The 16,014-nt window shown below is 66.2% G+C and carries 14 protein-coding genes; 13 read left to right on the top strand and 1 reads right to left on the bottom strand.

Annotation, left to right across the window (positions count from 1 at the left end; genetic code table 11):
• Positions 1–16 precede the first annotated feature (16 nt).
• Positions 17–667 carry a substrate binding domain-containing protein gene (locus ACSFA3_RS06630; RefSeq protein ID WP_435504576.1) on the top strand — a complete coding sequence of 217 codons (651 nt, stop codon included), beginning with the start codon at positions 17–19 and terminating at the stop codon, positions 665–667.
• Here ACSFA3_RS06630 and ACSFA3_RS06625 read toward each other — a convergent pair.
• Positions 664–1,464 carry a GntR family transcriptional regulator gene (locus ACSFA3_RS06625; protein WP_435504575.1) on the bottom strand — a complete coding sequence of 267 codons (801 nt, stop codon included), beginning with the start codon at positions 1,462–1,464 and terminating at the stop codon, positions 664–666. The two genes, ACSFA3_RS06630 and ACSFA3_RS06625, sit on opposite strands and share 4 nt — an antisense overlap.
• A gap of 164 nt (positions 1,465–1,628) precedes the next feature.
• On the opposite strand from ACSFA3_RS06625, the gene ACSFA3_RS06620 reads away from it, so the two are divergent.
• The 12 genes from ACSFA3_RS06620 to ACSFA3_RS06565 all read left to right on the top strand — a co-directional run bounded on the left by ACSFA3_RS06620 (position 1,629) and on the right by ACSFA3_RS06565 (position 16,014).
• Positions 1,629–2,585 (top strand): 3-hydroxyacyl-CoA dehydrogenase, encoded by a 957-nt coding sequence (locus ACSFA3_RS06620; protein ID WP_435504574.1) that lies wholly within the window; start codon positions 1,629–1,631, stop codon positions 2,583–2,585.
• 58 nt (positions 2,586–2,643) lie between these two features.
• Positions 2,644–3,570, top strand: coding sequence for a 3,5-dioxohexanoate:acetyl-CoA acetone transferase (gene kce, locus ACSFA3_RS06615; RefSeq protein ID WP_435504573.1), 927 nt, complete (start codon positions 2,644–2,646; stop codon positions 3,568–3,570).
• A 34-nt stretch (positions 3,571–3,604) separates the two neighbouring features.
• Positions 3,605–4,597, top strand: a complete 993-nt coding sequence (locus tag ACSFA3_RS06610; protein WP_435504572.1) for a Bug family tripartite tricarboxylate transporter substrate binding protein — start codon at positions 3,605–3,607, stop codon at positions 4,595–4,597.
• 108 nt (positions 4,598–4,705) lie between these two features.
• Positions 4,706–5,488: an SDR family oxidoreductase gene (locus ACSFA3_RS06605; RefSeq protein WP_435504571.1), complete on the top strand. Its 783-nt coding sequence runs from the start codon at positions 4,706–4,708 to the stop codon at positions 5,486–5,488.
• A gap of 32 nt (positions 5,489–5,520) precedes the next feature.
• Positions 5,521–6,657 (top strand): sugar ABC transporter substrate-binding protein, encoded by a 1,137-nt coding sequence (locus ACSFA3_RS06600; protein ID WP_435504570.1) that lies wholly within the window; start codon positions 5,521–5,523, stop codon positions 6,655–6,657.
• Between the two features lie 5 nt (positions 6,658–6,662).
• Positions 6,663–8,213, top strand: coding sequence for a sugar ABC transporter ATP-binding protein (locus tag ACSFA3_RS06595; RefSeq protein WP_435504569.1), 1,551 nt, complete (start codon positions 6,663–6,665; stop codon positions 8,211–8,213).
• Positions 8,210–10,279: an ABC transporter permease gene (locus tag ACSFA3_RS06590; RefSeq protein ID WP_435504568.1), complete on the top strand. Its 2,070-nt coding sequence runs from the start codon at positions 8,210–8,212 to the stop codon at positions 10,277–10,279. The genes ACSFA3_RS06595 and ACSFA3_RS06590 overlap by 4 nt, the downstream gene beginning before the upstream one ends.
• A gap of 44 nt (positions 10,280–10,323) precedes the next feature.
• Positions 10,324–11,199, top strand: a complete 876-nt coding sequence (locus tag ACSFA3_RS06585) for an SMP-30/gluconolactonase/LRE family protein (protein ID WP_435504567.1) — start codon at positions 10,324–10,326, stop codon at positions 11,197–11,199.
• A gap of 156 nt (positions 11,200–11,355) precedes the next feature.
• Positions 11,356–12,573 carry an ABC transporter substrate-binding protein gene (locus ACSFA3_RS06580; RefSeq protein WP_435504566.1) on the top strand — a complete coding sequence of 406 codons (1,218 nt, stop codon included), beginning with the start codon at positions 11,356–11,358 and terminating at the stop codon, positions 12,571–12,573.
• A 61-nt stretch (positions 12,574–12,634) separates the two neighbouring features.
• Positions 12,635–13,507 (top strand): branched-chain amino acid ABC transporter permease, encoded by an 873-nt coding sequence (locus ACSFA3_RS06575; RefSeq protein WP_435504565.1) that lies wholly within the window; start codon positions 12,635–12,637, stop codon positions 13,505–13,507.
• 22 nt (positions 13,508–13,529) lie between these two features.
• Entirely contained in the window at positions 13,530–15,326 is a 1,797-nt protein-coding gene (locus tag ACSFA3_RS06570; RefSeq protein WP_435504982.1) for a branched-chain amino acid ABC transporter ATP-binding protein/permease, read from the top strand.
• Positions 15,310–16,014: an ABC transporter ATP-binding protein gene (locus ACSFA3_RS06565; protein ID WP_435504564.1), complete on the top strand. Its 705-nt coding sequence runs from the start codon at positions 15,310–15,312 to the stop codon at positions 16,012–16,014. Before ACSFA3_RS06570 ends, ACSFA3_RS06565 begins: the two co-directional genes overlap by 17 nt.

Genomic DNA, 16,014 nt, shown 5'->3' with positions numbered 1-16,014 from the left:
CGAGCCCAGCGGGCTGGTGCGCATCGCGGCGCCGGCGGATTTCTTCGACTTCTTCCTGATGGAATGGGTGTCGGATTTCCTCGCGACCTACCCGAAAGTCCGTCTCGATTTCGTGCTCAGCGACGCCAGGGCAGACCTGATCGCGGAACGCATCGATGTCGCTTTCCGCGGCGGTCCGCTGCTGGATTCGGGCTACGTCGGGCGCAAGGTGCTGGGCGAAGGCCGCAACACGCTGGCCGCCAGCCCGGCATACATCGGTCGCCGGGGCGCGCCGCGCGATCTGCAGGCGCTTGCGGACTGCGACTGCATTGGTTTTGCGCACCCCGGCAGGCATGCCACATGGCGGCTGACCGGGCCCGGCGGCATCGAAGAAGAGGTCCAGGTGGTCGCGCGATTGAGTGGCAACACGGCGCAGGCATTGCGCAGGGCCGCGGTGGCCGGAATGGGCATTGCGCTGCTGCCGCACACGCTCGTGTCCTCCGATCTGAAAGCCGGCAGGCTGGTGCAGGTGCTACCCGAGTACCGCAGCACCGGGTCCGGCCTCAACGTGCTCTATCCCAGCCGGCGTCATCTGCCGCTCGCGGTGGCGGCCTTCATCGAACTGGTGATCGAAAAGCTGGCCTCGCTCGAGACACAAGCGCCGCCGCGACTGCCGTCACCGCGTTAGGCCGCGAGATCGCGGCGTTTCGGCATCGGTTTGCCGAGAGCGGCGATGGGGGAGGGCGAGCGCTTTTTGATGCTGCGCACCGGCGCGGCCGGCGTGGCGGCCGGACCGTCGGCCAGAAGCACGCCGGCCGACACGATGAAGTCCGCCGCGCCCTGCAGATCGCCCGCCAGCGCCTGACCTGCGCCCTGCGCATCGCCTTTTTCGAGTGCGCTGACGATGCGCTCGTGATGGGCGACCGAAACGTGCTCCGTCACCCGCGAAGAATTCGAGCGAAAGTCGTAGTTGAGGATCGGCCCGATGCGCAGCCAGAGCGATTCGATCATCTCCAGCAGCATCGGCATCTGCGCCTGCTTGTAGATGGCGAAGTGCAGTTCCTTGTTGAGCGAGATCAGGTTGGATTCGTTCGGCTTCTTCGCGAAGATTTCCTTGGCGAAACGCTCGTGCACCGACCGGATGTCCGCCAGCGCCGGCGTGTCGATCCGCAGGGCGGCCTGGCCCACCGCCAGACTTTCGAGGTGGATGCGGATGCTGGTGATTTCCGCGAACTGGCTGACCGTCATGGTCGGCACCTTCAGCACGCGGTTCGGCAGCAGCACCAGCGCCTTTTCGGACAGCAGACGGTGCACCGCCTCGCGCACGGGCATCACGCTGACGCCCAGTCCCTCCGCGATGGTGCGAAGCGACAGCTGTTCGCCCGGCATCACCCGGCCGCTCATGAGCAGTTCGCTCAGCTGCTTGTAGACATCGCCGCTCAGCGTCTGGCGTGTCAGCGGCGTAACGAGTTGGGATAGATCCATGGTGGCTTCTTGTGCTTGCGTAGTTGTGATCTTGTAGCACAACGAACCTGATGCCATTGTCATGTCCGTTGCAGTTCGGGCGGCAGGCGCATAGGGCAATCCCTATCGGGATACTGTGATCACAGTGATTAAGATCACGCATCCAAAAGACTCAGGAGCGGGACGTGACTTCAATATCCAATCCACAGAAGCCGCCGGTGGCGGTCGTCGGCGCCGGACTGATCGGCCGCGCCTGGGCCATCGTCTTCGCTCGAGGCGGCCATCCCGTGCGGCTGCACGATGCCGACGCCCGCACCATGGAAGACAGCCTGGCCTACATCGCCGAGCGTCTCGAGGAACTCGCCGGATTCGGGCTGCTGAGCGATTCGCCGGCGGTCGTGCTGTCCCGCATCTGCTGCGAGCCCGATCTGGCGGCGGCGCTGCAGGACGTGGTGATGGTGCAGGAGAACATCCGCGAAACCGTCGAGGCGAAGACTGCGATCTTCAAGCAGCTCGATGCGCTGGCGCCGCCCGACGCGGTGCTTGCGAGCTCCACCTCCTGGCTGCCCGCATCGACGTTCACCGAAGGGTTGCCGGGCCGTTCGCGCTGCCTGGTCGGCCATCCGACGAATCCTCCGTACCTGGTGCCGCTGGTCGAGTTGTGCCCCGCGCCCTGGACCGATCCGGACGTCATGGCGCGCGCTCACGTCATCTACGAAGCGGCGGGCCAGACGCCGGTCTCGCTGACCCGCGAGATCAACGGTTTCCTGCTCAACCGCGTTCAGGCGGCCGTGCTCAACGAATGCTTCACGCTGTTCGAGCAGGGCCTGGCCAGTGCGGCCGATATCGACAAGGTGCTCAAGGACGGTCTCGCGCTGCGCTGGTCGTTCATGGGTCCGTTCGAGACCATCGACCTCAATGCGCCGGCCGGCGTGAAGGATTACGCCAGCCGCTACGGCAAGTCGAATCGCGAAACCATGGCCGGCGTCAAGGCCTTCAGCTGGTCCGGCGAGTCGATCGACCGGGTCGACCAGGAGCGCCGCGCCCAACTGGCCGTCGAAGACATCGGTACCCGCTCCGCGTGGCGCGACCGCCGCCTGATGGCGCTCGCCGCACACAAGCGCGAAGCACCCGCGTCCTGATCCCACGCATCCCGATCCGCCCCCGCACCCTCGTCAACAGACACCACTGGAGTCGCACATGTCCCGCAAAGTCATCATCACCTGCGCCGTCACCGGCGCGATCCACACGCCGTCGATGTCGCCTTATCTGCCGGTGACGCCGCAGCAGATCATCGACGCCGCCCTCGGTGCGGCCGAAGCCGGCGCCGCGATGGTCCACCTGCACGCACGCGATCCGGTCGACGGCAGCCCGTCGCAGGACCCGGCGCTGTTCAGGCAGTTCCTGCCGCAGATCAAGGCGGCCAGCAACGTCGTGATCAATCTCACCACCGGCGGCGCGCCGACGATGTCGATCGACGACCGCCTGCGGCCTGCGCACGAGTTCGCGCCCGAAGTCGCCTCGCTGAACATGGGCTCGATGAACATGGGCCTGTATCCCATGCTGGGCCGCTTCAAGGAATTCAAGCACGACTGGGAGCGTCCGTACCTCGAAGGCAGCCACGACCGCATCTTCAAGAACACTTTCACCGACATCGCGCACATCCTGCAGTCGTGCAGCGACAAGGGAACCCGCTTCGAGATCGAGTGCTACGACATCGGCCATCTCTACACCGCGGCGCATTTCATCGATCGCGGCCTGATCAAGCCGCCGTTCCTGATCCAGTCGGTCTTCGGCATCCTGGGCGGCATCGGTGCGCATCCGGAAGACGTGCTGCACATGCGCCGCACGGCCGATCGCCTGTTCGGCGACGCCTACCAGTGGTCGGTGCTGCCGGCCGGCAAGAACCAGATGCCGATCGGCGCGCAGTCGGCGGCGATGGGCGGCCACGTGCGCGTGGGCCTGGAGGATTCCCTGTGGGACGGCCCGGGCGAACTGGCGAAGACCAATGCCGACCAGGTGCGTCGCATGCGCGGAATCATCGAAGGCCTGTCTTTGACCGTGGCCACGCCGGACGACGCACGCGAAATCCTTCAGCTCAAGGGCGGCGACAACGTCGCCTTCTGACCCCGACACCACCCACATCCACGGAGACAAGCAGATGAAATTCACGTCGAGGCGCGAGCTTCTCAAGATGGCGGCAGCCGGTTCATGCGTATCGGCCTTCGCGCCGACCGCCGTGTTCGCGCAGGGCCCGCAGTGGCCGGACAAGCCGGTGTCGCTCCTGGTCGGCTATCCGCCCGGCGGCCTGACCGACGCCGGTGCGCGCTTCGTCAGCAGGGGCATGGCGACGGCGCTCGGCCAGCCGGTCCTGGTGGAGAACAAGCCGGGGGCGTCGGGCAACATCGCCGCCGGCGAGGTGCAGCGTTCGGGCAATCCGTACCGGCTGCTGGTGGCGAACACCAGCTTCACGATCAATCCGCACACCTATTCGACGCCGTCGCCGGTTCCGACCGAGTTCACGCCGATCGGTCTGATCCTGGAGTCGCAGCTGGTCCTGTGCGTCAATCCGCAGGCGCCGGCCAAGAACTTCCAGGAGTTCGTGGCCTGGGTCAAGGCGGAGAGCAGCAAGGGCTTCAGCTATGCGTCCTCGGGAAGCGGCGGCAACACCCATCTGGCGATGGAGTATTTCCGCGAGCGCACCGGTCTTCCGAAGCTGAGCCAGGTGCCCTACAAGGGCAGCGCGCCGGCGATTCAGGACGTGGTCGGCAACCAGGTGCCCTGCATGATGGACGCGGCCTCGCTGCTGATCCCGTTCATTTCCAGCGGCCGGCTGCGACCCATCCTGGTCACCGGCAGCGCGCGCCTGCCGGCGCTGCCGGACGTGCCGACCGCCACCGAGCTGGGCATCAAGGATTTCGTCGTGACCGTCTTCGTCGGCCTCTGGGGCCCGCCAAAGATGCCGGCGGACGCCGTCGCCAAAGCCAACGCCGCCATGAACACGGCGGTGGCCGACCCTGCCATCAGCTCTCAGATCGTCAAGAACGGCGACATGGTGGGCGGCGGCAGTGCCGAACGCCTCGCCACCCTGACCAGCGACAACTACAAGCTCTGGGGCGAGGTTGCGCGCAGGAACAACGTGAAGGCGGAATAGCGGGTCTCCGCCAGCCGGCCAGCCGGCATCGATGGGGGTAAACACCGTGTTTTCTCTGTGATCACAAATCTATGATTTCGGCAATTCAAACAAGTTCGGAGACATGAGATGTGGAATCAGAATTCGCTGTTCGGCAAGCGCGTGCTGGTGACGGCCGGTGCCGACGGCATCGGTCTGGAGATTGCGCGCGCTTTCGCGTCCGCCGGAGCCAAGGTGCTGGTCTGCGATGTCCAGGAGGCGGCGCTGGCCCGGCTGGAAAGCGAACTGCCGGTCATCCACGGATGCCGCGGCGACGTGTCGGTCGAGTCGGACGTGGCGGGTGTTTTCGAAGTCGTCGATGCGAAGCTCGGCGGCCTTGACGTGCTGGTCAACAACGCCGGCATCGCCGGCCCGACCGGCGGCGTCGAAACGCTCTCCCTCGCCGACTGGGAGCGCACGCTCGCCGTCAACCTGACGGGCCAGTTCCTCTGCGTCCGTCTCGCCGTGCCTCGTCTTCGCAAGAGCGCCGATGCGTCGATCATCAATCTGGCTTCTGCCGCGGGCCATCTCGGCATGCCGGGCCGCTCGCCGTACTCGGCCTCCAAGTGGGGCGTGGTGGGCTTCACCAAGACGCTGGCGATCGAGCTGGGTGCCGACGGCATCCGCGTGAACGCGATTCTTCCCGGCGCCGTCGACGGTCCCCGCATCCGTGCGGTCATCGCAGCCAAGGCGGAGGCCTCGGGCCAGTCGCTCGAAGAAGTGACACGTTCGTACACCTCGCAGGCTTCGCTCGGCCGCATGGTGACGACAAGAGACATCGCCAACATGGTCCTGTTCGCCGCGAGCGACATGGCGGCGAGCGTGACCGGCCAGGAGCTGGTCGTCGACGGCAATACGCAAGCCCTGAGCTGACAAATTCTTTCAACACAAGCAGGAGACAAAAAATGACACAACAGTCGAACACAAGCAGGTTTCTGTTCGCGGGCGCTGCCATGCTGGCCGTGGGTGCCATGCTTTCCGGCGCTGCCCATGCGGCCGACAAGAAGTTCCAGGTGTATCTGTCGATGAGCTACATCGGCAACGATTGGCAGGCCGAGGCGGCCAACATGGTCAAGGCGCTCGCCGCGCACAAGAATTTCGTCGACAAGGTCGACCTCAAAGTGCAGGTCGCGGGCCCCAACGCCCAGCGGCAGATCCAGCAGATCAACGCCATGGTCCAGCAGGGCGCACAGGCCATCGTGGTCTATCCGATCTCTCCGACGGCGCTCAATGCGGCCGTGAAGAACGCCTGCGACAAGGGCGTGGTCATCATTGCCTACGACGCGGCCATCACCGAGCCTTGTGCCTACAACGTGACCATCGACCAGGAGGAAGCCGGTCGCGTCACGGCCGAATGGCTGGCCAAGAAGCTCGGCGGCAAGGGCAACGTGGTCGTCATCAACGGCGTGCCGGGCACCTCGGTCGACACCGGTCGCACCAAGGCGGCAAAGGAAGTGTTCGCCAAGTACCCGGACATCAAGATCGTCAACGAAGCCAACGGCATGTGGAGCCAGGCGGTGGCGCGAACCGAGCTGTCAAAGATCCTCGCGACGCGCAACTGGAGCCAGATCGACGGCCTCTGGATGCAGGTCGGCTGCTACACCGCTAACACCATGCAGCTGGAATCGGGCGCCAAGCCTGCTGATCTCAAGCCATGCGCGGGCGAAGGCTCCAACGGCGGCCGCATCCAGATGCTGCCGGTCGGCACCGTGGTCGACGGCGCGAACGGTACCTACGCGCCCATGGGCGCGCCGCGCATCTCCTATGCGTCGCCGCCGTACTCGGGCGCCTATGCGCTCAGGCTGGCCGTGCAGAAGCTCGAAGGCAAGGAGATTCCCAAGTTCAGCAAGCTGCCCCTGCCGGTCGTGACCAACGACACCATCAAGTACTGCAAGGAAGGCAGCTGGGCCGAGATGAAGGCGGGCTGCAACGCCTTTCCGCCGGCCGTGGTGTCGAACCCGGGCTGGTTCGCTTCGATCTTCTCCGACCAGATGCCGGAGATCGGACTGTCGGCGGCCCTGGTCGGCCAACCCGAGCAGTAATCACCGTGTCTTTCGATCCGCAAACTCCGGGCACCGTGCCCGCGATCGAGATCGCGCACATCGCCAAGTCCTATGGCGCGACGCGCGCCATTGACGACGTGTCGTTCTCGATCATGCCGGGCGGCTCGCATGCGCTGCTGGGCGAAAACGGCGCGGGCAAGTCGACCCTGGTCAAGCTGCTGTCGGGGCTGGTCGTGCCCGACAGCGGATTGATCCGCCTGTTCGGCGAAGAGGTCGCGCTGCGCAGCCCGCGCCATTCGCACGCGCAGGGCATCCAGACGGCGTACCAGGAGATGACGCACGTCAAGGACCTCAGCGTGCTCGACAACATGCTGCTTCCTTACGGCGCCGTGAACGCTTTCGGCATGATGCGCCGCCGACAGGCGCGCGAGCAGATCGGCGGCGCACTGGCGGAACTGGGACTGGGCGACGTCTCGCTCGACGAGGAAGTGCAGTACCTGGAACTGGCTGTGCGCCAGAAGCTGGAAATCGCCCGCGCCGTCATGCGCAGGCCGCGCGTACTGCTGCTCGACGAATCGACGTCCACGCTGTCCGGCAGTGATGTCGACTGGCTCGGTGACCTGATCGTCAAGCAGCGCGCGGCGGGCGTCACGGTGGTGTTCATCTCGCACCGGCTGCCTGAAGTCCGCGCCTTCTGCGACACCGTCTCGGTGCTGCGCGGCGGCAAGCACATTGCCACCGGACCTTCGGCCTCCTACAGCGACGGCGAGATCATCGGCATGATCGCGGGCCGCGAGATGGCGCATGCGTTTCCCGGCCGGCGCGCGGAGCGCACAACGGGCGGCACCGAAGTCCTGGGCGCGGCCGATCTGTCGACCTCCGGCAAGCTCCGGAGCGCATCGTTTTCGCTGCATGCGGGCGAGATCCTCGGCGTCGCCGGGTTGCAGGGGATGGGCCAGCTGGACCTGTTCCTCGCCTGTTTCGGCATGGCCGAGGTCACCGGCGGAACATTGAAGCTCGACGGCCGTCCGGCCGCCGTGCTTTCGCCGGCGGAAGCGGTCAAGGCCGGCATCAGCCTGGTGCCCGAAGACCGGAAGACCGAAGGCCTGTTCCTCGAACTCTCGGGCCGCCACAACGCGTCGATGCCGGTGCTCGACCGCTTCCGCAAGGGCATGCTGATCGATTCCGAGGCGGAGGAAGAAGCCGTCGAGCGCGTGTTCGACCGCATGGAGGTCGACCGGCGCGCGCTGTGGACCCGTGCCGGTGCCTTCTCCGGCGGCAACCAGCAGAAGATCGCGATCGCCAAATGGCTGCTGGCCGAAAGCCGCGTGTTGCTGCTCTACGACCCGACGCGCGGCATCGACGTCGGCACCAAGAACCAGATCTACCAGCTCATGCGCGACTACGCCGACGCCGGCGGCGCGGTGCTCTTCTACTCGACGGAAATTCCCGAACTGGTCCATCTTGCCGACCGCGCCCTGGTGTTCTACGGCGGCGAGATCGCAGCTGAAATCGCCGCCGAAGACCTCAGCGAGGAAGCGCTGCTGCGCGCTGCGCTCGGCTCTGCCGCCACCCATCTGGAGCTCGCTGCATGACGACGGCCGCCATTGACTCACGCTCTCGGCCCAGCCGTGGCGCGTCCGCTTTCCGAAGTCTCCAGAAGCACAGCGGACTGCTGATCGCCATTGCGGCGTTCTTCGCGCTGCTGCTCGCGATCACCAGCGTCGGCACCACGCAGCTCACGTACTACGACCTGTCTTCCGTCGCGACCACAGGTGCGACGCTGGCCATCGCCGGCTTGGGGCAGACCGTGGTCATCCTGTCCGGCGGCTTCGACCTGTCCGCCGGCGCGGTGGTTTCGCTGGTCAACGTGGTGCTGGCATCGGGCTTCGTCGGTCCGGATGCGTCGGCATGGCTGGTGATGGCGCTGGGCATCGGCATCGGCATGGTGGCGGGAGCCTTCAACGGATTGTTCATTTCGCTGTTGCGCATGCAGCCGATCGTGGTGACGCTGTCGACCATGTTCATCCTGCAGGGCATCACGCTGCTTGTCATGGACAAGCCCGGCGGTGCGGTTCCGGCAGGCGTCGGTGAGCTGCTCCTCGGCGACGCGATACCGGGTCTGCTGCCGAAACCGGTGTTGCTGATCGCAGTCGTCCTGGTGCTTTGGGCCTGGCTCAAGCGGACGCGTTTCGGAACCGCCGTCTACGCCATCGGCAGCGATCTGCATGCGGCCCGCGCGGCGGGCGTGCCGACACGGCTGGTCCAGTTCTTCGTCTACGTGATCGCGGGCGGTCTCTATGGCCTTGCGGGAGTTTTCATCAGCGCGCAGACCGGCTCCGGCGACCCGCTGATCGGCGCGCCCATGCTGCTGCAGATCTTCGCGGCCGTGGTGGTCGGCGGCACGCTGCTCGGCGGCGGACGCGGCGGCCTGCTGGGCACCGTCTTCGGCGCCTACGTGCTGATGATGGTGGTCAACATCCTGCTGGTGCTGAACGTTTCCGCGTACTTCTCGACCATCGCCGAGGGCGGCATCCTGATGCTGGCCGTGCTGGCCGGCTCGCTGGGCGCGGAGGCGCCGCTGGCGCGCAATCTGAAGCAGGCGCAGCAGTGGCTGCAGGCCCGGCGTGCCGGTGTGCTGATTTCGCAGCGCAACGCGACGGTTCCGGCCGTCAGGCTGGCGGCGCAGCCCAGCACGGGTAGAACGTCGCAGCTGCCGACCTTCCTGCGGCGGCATGCCGACACACTGCGCTTCGCGGTGCCCGCATACATCGGTTTCGCCGTCATCGTGCTAGTCACGCAGTTCGTGCTCGGCCATTCGCTGACGAGCTGGGGCTACTACAACTCGCTGCTGGTGCTCGGCGCCTGCCTGGTCGTGCTGGCGCTGGGGCAGGGCGCGGTGATCCTCACGGGCGGACTGGACCTGTCGCTGCCCTGGACCATCGCGCTGACCGGCATCGTTCTGGCTGGGACCGTGAAGGGTTCGGATGCGGCGCTGGTCTACGCCCTGCCGCTGACGATCGGCATCGGCGCGCTCATCGGCCTGCTCAACGGGGCCGGCGTGGTCATGCTGGGCGTGTCGCCCATCGTCGTCACGCTGGCGATGAACGGCATCCTGCAGGGCGCCGCGCTGATCTATTCGAACGGCACGCCGGACGGCTTCGCCTCGCCGATGCTGCGAGCCTTCATGACGGAGCGGGTGCTCGGCGTGACGCCGGTGGTGCTCTTCGTCATCGTCTTCGCCGTCGGCGCCGTGCTGCTGCTGGGGCGCACCCGGTTCGGGCGCTCGATCTATGCGGTCGGCAACGGCCAGCGTGTGGCGCAGCTGTCGGGCGTGCGGGTCGGCCGGACGCTGATCGGCGTGTACGTGCTCTCGGGCATCTGTTCGGCCATCGCGGCGATCCTGCTCACGGGTCTGTCGGGCCAGGCCAGCCTGGGCATGGGCGACGACTACCTGCTGCCGTCGATCGCGGTGGTGCTGATCGGCGGGACGCTGATCGTCGGCGGACGCGGCCACTACCTTGGCATGCTGGGCGGTGTGCTGCTGCTCACGGCACTCCAGACACTGCTGTCGGGCACCACGCTTCCCTATGCATCGCGCGCCATCCTGTTCGGCGTGGTGGTGCTGGTGGCCGTGATCGGGCTGCGCGAGCGGCGCTGACACGGCAAGGCCATTTCTGAACCTCAAAATCGCAGGAGACACTGATGAAGATCGAAATCCTTCTCGACGTGAAGACGGAACTGGGCGAAGGCCCGCTCTGGGACGTCGAAGAACAACGCCTCTACTGGATCGACAGCTTCGGCAAACGGGTTTTCCGCTGCACGGCGGACGGCCGGGAGATCCGGGCCTGGGACGTGCCCGAACGCATCGGCTCGATGGCGCTGCGCAGCCGCGGCGGCGCGGTGCTTTCGCTGGCCAACGGCTTTCACTTCCTGGACTTCGGGACCGGCGAGACGCAGCTGATCGTCGATCCCGAGCCGGACAAGCCGGGCAACCGGCTCAACGACGGCAAGGTCGACCGGCGCGGCCGCTTCGTCGCAGGCTCGATGGACATGAACGAAGACGGGCCGAACGGTTCGCTCTACCGGCTCGACACCGACCTGTCGCTGCACAAGCTCGACAGCAGGATCATCTGTTCGAACGGACCGTGCTGGAGTCCCGACGACGCCACCTTCTATTTCTCCGACACCTGGTCGGGCGAGATCTGGGCCTACGACTACAACATCGAAACCGGCAACGTGTCGAACCGCCGCGCCTTCACGAAGCTGGACATGTCGACCGGCGGCGCGGCCGACGGCTCGACCGTCGATGCCGAAGGCTTTCTCTGGAACGCGCAGGTCTACGACGGCAAGCTGATCCGCTACGCGCCCGACGGCACGGTCGACCGCGTGCTCAACATGCCGGTGAAGAAGGTGACCAGCGTCAACTTCGGCGGGCCCGATCTGGACATCCTCTACGTCACCTCGATGTCCAAGCCGCCGCTGCCGCGCTTCCCGAAGGACGGCGTGCAGGGAGGCAGCCTGTTCGCGATCCACGACCTGGGCGTGCGCGGCACGCCGGAGCCGCGATTCGGCGGCTGAGCCGCCTTGGGGCAAACCCTAGGCAATCGACCGAGCGCATTGGTTGATATATGAAGCGCTTCATTTTAAAATAGGAGACGCATACTGAAAGACAGAAGGTGCGTTCGCATCAATTAAATGAAGCGCTTTCAATCAACGAATTCATTCGGAGACACCATGCTGCCATTCAAGAAACTCGTCGCCTTGCTGGCGTGCCTGACCGCTGCTGCGGCCTTCACCGCGCCGGCCGCCCACGCGGCCGACCTCAAGCTGGGCGCGCTGTACCCGTTCAGCGGCGGCCTGGCGCTTCTGGGTGACGAGAGTTTTCGCGGCGTGCAGCTGGCGGTCGACGAGCGCAACGCCGCCGGCGGCGTCAACGGCAACAAGATCGTGCTGGTCAAGGCCGATGCGGTCGATGCCAATCAGGCCGTGGGCGAGGCCCGTCGCCTGACCTCGGTCGAGAACGTGACCGCCGTCTTTGGCAGCTACGCATCGGGCGTCTCGGCTGCGGCAACCCAGGTGACCGAACTCGCCGGCGTGCCGTACTTCGAACTCGGCGCGGTGGCCGACACCATCACCAGCCGCGGCATGAAGTACGTCTTCCGCAGCAACTCGACGGCGAAGAACTTCGCCGAGCGCAGCATCGAGGCGGTCGTGAAAGTGGTCGCTCCGCAACTGAAAGCAGACCCGAAGTCGCTCAAGATCGCGATCATCTTCGAAGACGGTTCCTACGGCACGCTGGTAAGCAGCTTCCAGAAGGACGAAGCCAAGCGACTGGGCCTGAATGTGGTCGAGAGCCAGTCGTACTCCGCGAAAAGCGTCGACCTCTCCTCGCTGATCCTTCGTCTCAAAGGCGCCGGCGCCGACGTGGTGCTGCAGACCTCCTACCAAAACGACACCGCCCTGTTCTTCAAGCAGGCGGCCAATGCCGGCTACAAGCCTAAGGCGATGATCGGCGCGGGCGGCGGCTACTCGCTCACCGACACCGCCAAGCAGCTCGGCACCGCCATCGACGGCGCCTACGACGTCGACTTCCCGCAGGACACCATGGCCGAGAACGGCGCGCCCGGCTTGCGTGCCTTCTCCGCGGCTTATCTGAAGCAGTTCGGCACGGCGCCGCGCTCGGGCCACAGCCTGGTGAACTACGTCGGCGCCAAGGCCTTCCTCGACGTGCTCGCCAACGCCAAGTCGACCGACAAGGACAAGATCCGCGAAGCCGTGCTGGGCTACAAGAAGTCGCCCGGCAGCAGTGCCGCGGGCTGGGGTTTCGACTTCGGCGAGAACGGCCAGAACAAGCTGGCCACCACCAACCTGATGCAGTGGCAGAAGGGCAAGCTGGAAACCGTCTACCCCGAAGGCGTCGCCACGGCCAAGCCGATCGACCGCGCCGACTGAGCGTCGCTCACCCGTCCAACGCTACAGCCGCGCGCCGACCGCGCGCGGCAGGGGAGACCTCATGTCCATTTTTCTCCAGCTGCTCGTCAACGGCCTGCTGCTCGGCGGCGCATACGCCATCATCAGCATCAGCCTGACGCTTATCTTCGGCGTCGTGCGGGTCGTCAACTTCGCGCACGGCGAGCTCCTGATGGTCGGCCTGTACGCCACCTGGTTCATCGCCTCGCACACCGGCATGCACCCGTACGCGACGGTCATCCCGGTCGCGCTGCTGCTGCTGGTGATCGGCGCGGCGACGCAGCGCTTCATCATCCAGCCGCTGCTGTCGGCCGAACCGCACATCCAGATCTTCGCGACGGTCGGCCTGTCGACCGCGCTGCTGAACCTGGCGCTGATGATCTTCGGTGCCGACGTCCGCAGCGTCCAGGCCAGCTTCGGCGCCAACGCCTTCCAGATCGGGCCGATCAGCATCGTCACCGGCCAGCTGGTCACTTTCGTCGTCGCGCTGCTCGTTGCGCTGTGCGTATACCTTTTCCTTCAGCACACCTTCACCGGTCGCGGGTTCCGTGCGCTGGCGCAGAACCGTGCGGCTGCCGCGCTGATGGGCGTGAACGTCAACAAGGCCTACATCCTGGTCTTCGCGCTCGGCACGTCGCTGCTCGGGCTGGCGTCGGGCCTGCTGGCGGTGCAGTACCCGGTGTTCCCGACCGTGGGCCAGTACTTCGTGCTGACGGCCTTCGTCGTCGTCGTGCTCGGCGGGTTGGGCAGCCTGCCCGGCGCGGTGGTCGGCTCGCTGTTCATCGGGCTCATCGACAGCTTCGCGGGCTTCTTCGTGGGCTCGGACCTGAAGGAGGTCGTGTATTTCGTGATCTTCCTGGTGATCCTGACCGTGCGCCCGACCGGGCTCTTCGGTCTCGGCCGCGGTTCTGAATAGCCGAAACAGGGTTCAAGCCATGATCTTTCCAAGAATGACCCATCCGCGCGCCTACGTCGGCGCCGCGGCGCTGCTGACGCTCCTGGTCGCACCGCTTCTGGTCAACTCGCCCTTCGTCTATCACCTCGCCGTCCAGGTCTGCATCTTCGGTGCGCTGGCAACGGCATGGAACATCGTCGGCGGCTATGCCGGGCAGCTGTCGCTCGGGCACGCCGTTTTCTACGCCATCGGCGGCTACGTCACGACCATGCTGGTGATCCACTTCGGCCTCTCGCCGTGGATCGGCATGTTCGGCGGGGCGGCCGTCGCGGTCGTCGCGGCGCTGGTCATCTCCTACCCGACGCTACGGCTGCGGGGACCGTTTTTCGCGCTGGCGACCATCGCCTTCCTTGAAGTCTGCAAGCTTCTCGTCATCCATTTCGAGGGCTTCACCGGCGGTTCCGCTGGCCTGAACGTGCCGCTCAACATCGGCCTGAAATGGATGATCTTCCGGGAGAAGTGGCTTTACCTGGCGATCGCCTTCGGCTTCCTCGCGGTCACGCTGTGGATCAGCTGGATCATCCGCTACTCGCGTTTCGGCTTCTACCTGATCGCCGTGCGCGAGCGCGAGGACGCGGCCCGCGCCGTGGGCGTGAACGCCGTCCGCGTGAAGATCGCCGCGGCGGTCATTTCCGCCGCGCTCACCAGCTTCCTTGGCGCCTTCCACGCGATGTACCTGACCTTCCTGGAGCCGTCCGCCGCGTTCTCGCTCGAACTCTCGATCCAGATCGCGATGTTCGCGCTGATCGGCGGCCTGGGCACCGTGGCCGGCCCGCTGCTCGGCACGGTGCTGGTGCTGCCGGCCGCGGAGCTGTCGCGCGGCTGGCTCAGCGCGCTGGGCAACGGCACGCACGGTTTCGTGTACGGCGTGGTTCTGGTGCTTGTGGTGCTGTTCTTCCCGCGCGGTCTCGTCGGCCACCTGGGCGGACGCGCGCTGGCGCTGATCGACCGGCTGCCGGGTGCGCGCAAGGTCGCGGCCGCATCGGCGCCGGTGTCCACCGCGGTGCGGTCCGCGCCGGCTGCCGCGCGGCCGGGCCAGCCGCTGCTGGTCGCCGAAGGCCTGCAGAAGCGCTTCGGCGGTCTGCAGGCGACGGACAACGTCTCGCTGACGCTGCACGAAGGCGAAATCCTCGGCGTGATCGGGCCGAACGGCGCGGGCAAGACGACCGTCTTCAACCAGCTGTCGGGCTTCATCGCGCCGGACGCCGGCACGGTCAAGGTGCGGCTTGCCGACGGCCAATGGGCGCAGCCCACGTCGCCCGAGGCTTTCGCTCAGAACGGCGTCGGACGCACCTTCCAGATCGTGCAGCCGTTCTCCGGTCTGTCGGTGCGCGAGAACATCATGCTGGGCGCCTTCATGCGCACGCAGAACGCCGCCGAAGCCGAAGCCATCGCGCGCCGGGTCGCCGAACTGACGGACCTGACGAGCCTGCTCGAACATGAGGCGCGCGGCCTCACCGTCGGCGGCATGAAGCGGCTCGAGGTGGCGCGCGCTCTCGCCACCGGGCCGAAGGTGCTGCTGCTTGACGAAGTGCTCGCCGGGCTGAACCCCACCGACGTCGCGCGGGCCATCCAGATGATCCGCAACATCCGCGATTCGGGCGTGTCGGTGCTCATGATCGAGCACCTGATGCAGGCCACCATGGCGCTGTCCGACCGAATCATCGTCATCAACGCCGGCAAGCTGCTACGCGAAGGCAAACCCGCCGACGTGGTCAACGATCCGGCCGTCATTGAAGCCTATCTGGGCAAGGGGTATCTCGATGCTCAAACTGCGTGATATCAGCGCCGGCTACGGCAAGAGCGAAGTGCTGCGCGGCGTTTCGCTGGACGTGCAGCAGGGCGAGGTCGTGACGCTGGTCGGTGCCAACGGCGCCGGCAAGACGACCACGCTCAAGACCCTGTGCGGCCTGCTCCAGGCCACCGGGGGAAGCATCGAGTTCGAGGGCCGGGCGCTCTCGGGCAAGGCGCCGCACGAGATCGTCGAACTCGGCATCAGCATGGTGCCCGAAGGGCGCCAGCTGTTCCCGTTCCTGACGGTGCAGGAAAACCTGCTGATGGGCGCCTACAAGCGCTCGGCCCGCAGCGTGCGCGACCAGAGCCTGGCGGAGGTCCTGAAGATATTTCCGCGCGTCCGGGAGCGGCTGCCGCAACTGGCCGGATCGCTCTCCGGCGGCGAGCAGCAGATGGTGGCGATCGCGCGCGGAATGATGGCCGGACCGAAGCTGCTGATCATGGACGAGCCGTCGCTGGGCCTTTCGCCGCTGTTGGTGGAACAGATGTTCGACGTGGTCCGTCTGGTCGCCTCGCGCGGCACCACCGTGCTGCTGGTCGAGCAGAACGTGTTCCACACGCTGAAGCTGGCCGACCGAGGCTACGTGCTGGAGAACGGCACCATCACGCTGACCGGCACGGGCAGCGAACTGCTGGCAAACCCGCATGTGCGGCGCGCCTACCTGGGACACTAA

This window comes from Variovorax glucosi, from assembly GCF_051216695.1.
GTDB lineage: Bacteria > Pseudomonadota > Gammaproteobacteria > Burkholderiales > Burkholderiaceae_C > Variovorax.
The sequence above is the reverse complement of the archived record's forward strand: the minus strand, read 5'-3'. Positions and strand labels throughout refer to the sequence as shown.

Excerpts from the sequence above, each read along its gene's own strand:
- ACSFA3_RS06585 (WP_435504567.1), top strand. The coding sequence starts at position 10,324 with ATGAAGATCGAAATCCTTCTCGACGTGAAGACGGAACTGGGCGAAGGC.
- ACSFA3_RS06575 (WP_435504565.1), top strand. The coding sequence starts at position 12,635 with ATGTCCATTTTTCTCCAGCTGCTCGTCAACGGCCTGCTGCTCGGCGGC.
- ACSFA3_RS06625 (WP_435504575.1), bottom strand. The coding sequence starts at position 1,464 with ATGGATCTATCCCAACTCGTTACGCCGCTGACACGCCAGACGCTGAGC.
- ACSFA3_RS06590 (WP_435504568.1), top strand. The coding sequence starts at position 8,210 with ATGACGACGGCCGCCATTGACTCACGCTCTCGGCCCAGCCGTGGCGCG.
- ACSFA3_RS06605 (WP_435504571.1), top strand. The coding sequence starts at position 4,706 with ATGTGGAATCAGAATTCGCTGTTCGGCAAGCGCGTGCTGGTGACGGCC.
- ACSFA3_RS06565 (WP_435504564.1), top strand. The coding sequence starts at position 15,310 with ATGCTCAAACTGCGTGATATCAGCGCCGGCTACGGCAAGAGCGAAGTG.
- kce (WP_435504573.1), top strand. The coding sequence starts at position 2,644 with ATGTCCCGCAAAGTCATCATCACCTGCGCCGTCACCGGCGCGATCCAC.
- ACSFA3_RS06600 (WP_435504570.1), top strand. The coding sequence starts at position 5,521 with ATGACACAACAGTCGAACACAAGCAGGTTTCTGTTCGCGGGCGCTGCC.
- ACSFA3_RS06610 (WP_435504572.1), top strand. The coding sequence starts at position 3,605 with ATGAAATTCACGTCGAGGCGCGAGCTTCTCAAGATGGCGGCAGCCGGT.
- ACSFA3_RS06580 (WP_435504566.1), top strand. The coding sequence starts at position 11,356 with ATGCTGCCATTCAAGAAACTCGTCGCCTTGCTGGCGTGCCTGACCGCT.